Origin of the sequence: Burkholderia sp. Tr-862 (assembly GCF_011753085.1) — a bacterium.
In the GTDB taxonomy this organism is placed as follows: Bacteria; Pseudomonadota; Gammaproteobacteria; order Burkholderiales; family Burkholderiaceae; genus Burkholderia; species Burkholderia ambifaria.
In genome coordinates this window covers 1-3486 of sequence record NZ_VWWG01000298.1, presented here as the reverse complement: position 1 = coordinate 3486, position 3486 = coordinate 1, and the positions used below count along the sequence as shown (strand labels likewise).

Sequence of the window (3486 nt, the reverse complement as noted above, 5' to 3'; positions counted from 1 at the left end):
GCACGCGGGTGACGCATCGGCCCGCGCGCGTCCCCCCGTCATCCTTCACGACATGCCCGACACCATGAGCACCCTCGCCCAGCCCGCCGCCCACGCACCCCGCCGTGTCCGCAACAGCCGACTCGCGTCCGCGAGCATGATCGGCACGTCGCTCGAGTGGTACGACTTCACGATCTACAACACGCTCGCCGCGCTCGTCTTCAATCATCTGTTCTTTCCGTCGGTCGACCCGCTGGCCGGCACGATCCTCGCGTTCTCGACCTATGCGGTCGGCTACGTGTCGCGTCCGCTCGGCGGCTTCGTGTTCGGTAACCTCGGCGACCGCATCGGCCGCCGCGCGGTGCTGATGCTCACGCTCGTGCTGATGGGGGTGACGACGGCGCTGATGGGCGCGCTGCCGACCTATGCGCAGGCGGGCATCCTGAGCCCGATCCTGCTCGTCGCGCTGCGCTTCGTGCAGGGCGTCGCGCTCGGCGGCGAATGGGCCGGCGCGGTGCTGCTGTCGGTCGAGCACGGCGACCAGAAGCGGCGCGGGCTGTCCGCGTCGTGGACGCAGATGGGCCCGTCGTTCGGCACGCTGCTCGGCACCGGCTGCATCGCGCTGGTGACGCTGTCCACCACGTCCGACACCTTCCTGTCGTGGGGCTGGCGCGTGCCGTTCGCGGCCAGCGCGCTGCTCGTCGTGTTCGGCTTCTGGCTGCGCCGCGGCGTCGACGAAACGCCGCAGTTCGAGCAACTCGCCGAGTCGCATGCGACCGCCGAAGTGCCCGTCGCCGAAGTGCTGAAATGCCACTGGCGGCGCCTGCTGATCGCCGGCGGCTCGCGCATCGGCTCCGACGTGCTGTATGCGCTGATCGTCGTGTTCACGCTGACCTACGTGACGACCGTGCTGCATCTGTCGCGCCCCGTCGCGCTGACGGCGGTGATGGTCGGCACGGCCTGCAACGCGCTCGCGGTGCCGTTCTTCGGCGCGCTGTCGGACCGCTTCGGGCGCCGTCCGGTGTACCTCGCCGGCGCGATCGCCGGCATCGTGTGGGCGTTCGTGTTCTTCACGATGCTCGACACGGCGCGGCCGGGTGCGATCGTCGCGGCCGTCGCGATCGGCCTCGTGATCCATGCGGTGATGTACGGCCCGCAAGGCGCGTTCGTCACCGAGCAGTTCCCGACGCGCGTTCGTTATGCAGGCTCGTCACTGGCGTACACGCTCGCCGGCATCGTCGGCGGCGGCTTCGCGCCGCTCGTGATCGCGACGCTGTTCCGCCAGACGGGGACGACGACGGCCGTGTCGCTGTACGTTACCGCGGCGCTCGTCGTGACCTCGATCGCGCTGCTCGCCGCGCGCGAGACCGCGCACCGTCCGCTCGCGGACTGAGCGCTCCGGTCGACCACCTCATTCATTGCACTTCAAACGGATACCCGCATGCAAGCCCTGTCGTTCAACGTGATGTCCCTGCAAGGCGCGCCGGCACAGGTCGACGTCGAGATCGAACGCGTCGTGATCGCCGGCTGGGCAGGCCGCGATCCGGAAGCGATCCGCGCGCATATCGACGAACTCGCGGCACTCAGCGTCGCGCCGCCGTCGACCACGCCGTGTTTCTATCGCGTGTCGTCCGCGCTGCTCACGCAGGCGCCGTCGATCGAGGTGCTCGGCGTGCGCTCGGGCGGCGAGATCGAGTGCGTGCTGATCGACAGCCCGGCCGGCACGCTGGTGACGGTCGGTTCCGATCATACGGATCGGGAAGTCGAGGCCTACGGCGTCGCGGTGTCGAAACAGGTGTGCGCGAAACCGCTCGGCCGCGATGCCTGGCGCCAAGCGGACATCGCCGATCACTGGGACGCGATCGAGATGCGTTCGTGGCTGGTCAGGCCCGGCGGCGAACGCGTCGCGTATCAGCATGGTGCGCTCAGCGGACTGCTCGCGCCGGAGGTGCTGTGGCAGCGCTTCGACGACCGGCGCACGATGCCCGCACGCTGCGCGATGTTCGGCGGTACCGTCGCCGTGCACGGCGCGATCGCGGCGATGGGCGACGGTGACGCGTTCGAGATGGAACTGCACGATCCGGTGCTCGGAAGCAGCCTGCGGCACCGATATGTTGTCGAGGCGTTGCCGGTCGTGGCGTGACGAAGCGTGGCGGGTGCGCCGGCAATGAAGGGCATCAACCGCATGCGGGCCTGCCACTCGCCTTCGCCGCCCGCCGTCATCGCAAGCACCCGAGCCCCGCCAGCGCCGCCTCCACGGCCGTATCGAGCGGCGTCACCGGCTCGCGGCCCAGTACCGCCGTCACCCGCGCGTTGTCCATCCGGAGCGGCTCGCGCCACAGGTAACGCATCTCGATCATCTCGCGCATCGTCGTGACGAACGGCGCGGCGACCCACACGAGCCACCACGGGAAACGCCGCACCGTCGGCCGCATCCCGTGCCGCTGCGCGACGCGACGCACGGCCTGCGCCATCTGCGTGCCGTCCGCGTCCCAGTGACCGCCGAGATGAAAGCGCGCGAACGGCTCCAGCGTGTCGCGCCGCTCGATCAGCTCGACCATCGTGCGCGCGACGTCCGGCAGGTACGCCCATTGATGGCCGACGCCCGGCCGGCCCGGCACGCTGATGGATGCAACCGGCCGCCCTGCCTTGACGAGCCCCTGCCCGAACCAGTTGTTGCCCGCGTGCGCCCCGAAGAAATCGCCGGCCCGCACGATGATCGTGCGGACGCCCTGCGCGGTCGCCGCCTGCAACCGCTGCTCCAGCTCGACGCGGATCGCGCCCTTGCGCGTCGTCGGATGCTGCGGTGCCTCTTCGCGCAATACCGGAAACGCGTCGGGGCCGTAGTTGTAGATGGTTCCCGGCAGCACGACGGTCGCCTGCGCCGCCGTCGCCGCCGCAATCGTGTTGTCGATCATCGGCAACACCTGCGCGCTCCAGTTCCGGTAGCCGGGCGGGTTCACCGCATGCACGATCACGCTGCAGCCGCGCGCCGCGCGGACTACCGTCTCGCGGTCGAGCGCGTCGCCGCACATCCATACGATCCCGTCGCGCTCCACCGTCCCGGCGTCGAGCCCGCGCTTGAGCGCGCGCACCTGCCAGCCGGCATCGCGCAACTGACGCGCGACCTCGCCGCCGATGCCTCCGCTCGCGCCGAGCACGAGTGCCTGTCGTTGCGTCCCGCCTGCGTTCGCCGTCATTGCCGTTCTCCGTGTATGAACCGTTGACGGCACGCATTCTGGCGCTCGGCCGCCTAATAAGGAATTGCCGAACTCGATGGATCAGCTATACATTTATGTATGACCATCGATCTGAACTGGGAACGCTACCGCACCTTCCTGGCCGTGCTGACGGAAGGCTCGCTGTCGGGCGCGGCACGCGCGCTCGGCATCACGCAGCCGACGGCCGGCCGCCACGTCGCGGCGCTCGAGACCGCATTCGGCCAGACGCTGTTCACGCGCTCGCCGTCGGGGCTGCTGCCGACCGAGGCGGCCCTCGCGCTGCGCA

The 3486-nt window shown here is 69.9% G+C and carries 4 protein-coding genes; 3 read left to right on the top strand and 1 reads right to left on the bottom strand.

Going from position 1 to position 3486, the window contains the following annotated elements:
* Positions 1 to 52 precede the first annotated feature (52 nt).
* The gene (locus tag F3J14_RS34045) at positions 53 to 1372 is read left to right on the top strand and encodes an MFS transporter (protein ID WP_012366442.1); all 1320 of its coding nucleotides are present in this window, start codon (positions 53 to 55) and stop codon (positions 1370 to 1372) included.
* 48 nt (positions 1373 to 1420) lie between these two features.
* Entirely contained in the window at positions 1421 to 2122 is a 702-nt protein-coding gene (locus tag F3J14_RS34040; protein ID WP_166726643.1) for a DUF2848 domain-containing protein, read from the top strand.
* Between the two features lie 76 nt (positions 2123 to 2198).
* Here the strand turns inward: F3J14_RS34040 and F3J14_RS34035 are convergent, their stop codons facing one another.
* A complete protein-coding gene (locus tag F3J14_RS34035) occupies positions 2199 to 3179 on the bottom strand; it encodes an NAD-dependent epimerase/dehydratase family protein (RefSeq protein ID WP_166726642.1) in 981 nt (326 codons plus the stop codon).
* Positions 3180 to 3278: 99 nt separating this feature from the next.
* Here F3J14_RS34035 and F3J14_RS34030 point away from each other — a divergent pair.
* On the top strand, positions 3279 to 3486 hold a 208-nt coding region (locus F3J14_RS34030), incomplete at its 3' end, for a LysR family transcriptional regulator (RefSeq protein ID WP_166726641.1).